We start from the raw sequence: 576 nt of genomic DNA, 5'->3' as shown, positions 1-576 counted from the left end.
CCACCGAAGAGGGCAATTACGACCTAGTCGGCAACAACACTCCTGTTTTGTTCATCCGCGACGCCATCAAGTTCCCGGACTTCATCCGTTCGCAGAAGCGTCTGCCCGGTTCGCACCTGCGCGACCACGACATGCAGTGGGACTTCTGGACCCTGTCGCCCGAGTCCGCGCACCAGGTCACGTGGCTCATGGGCGACCGTGGCCTGCCGGCGAGCTGGCGCGAGATGGACGGCTTCGGGTCGCACACCTACCAGTGGATCAACGCAGCGGGCGAGCGCTTCTGGGTGAAGTACCACTTCATCACCGAGCAGGGCCACAAGACCCTGACGCAGGAGGACGCCGACCGCATCGCCGGCGAGGACGCGGACTTCCACATCCGCGACCTGCACGCGGGGATCGAGCGCGAGGACTTCCCGCGCTGGACCCTCAAGGTGCAGGTCATGCCGTACCAGGACGCCGCGAGCTACCGCTTCAACCCGTTCGACCTGACGAAGGTGTGGCCGAAGGGCGACTACCCGCTCATCGAGGTACGGCACGATGGAGCTCAACCGCAACCCGGAGAACTACTTCGCCGAG

The 576-nt window shown here is 64.8% G+C and carries 1 pseudogene; it reads left to right on the top strand.

What is annotated here, in order from left to right:
- A pseudogene (locus tag I5E_RS02515) lies at window positions 1-576 on the top strand (catalase); the annotation flags it as partial.

Origin of the sequence: Curtobacterium sp. B18 (assembly GCF_000333375.1) — a bacterium.
In the GTDB taxonomy this organism is placed as follows: Bacteria; Actinomycetota; Actinomycetes; order Actinomycetales; family Microbacteriaceae; genus Curtobacterium.
Note: the sequence above shows the minus strand (reverse complement) of the source record. Positions and strands in the feature narration are given on the sequence as shown.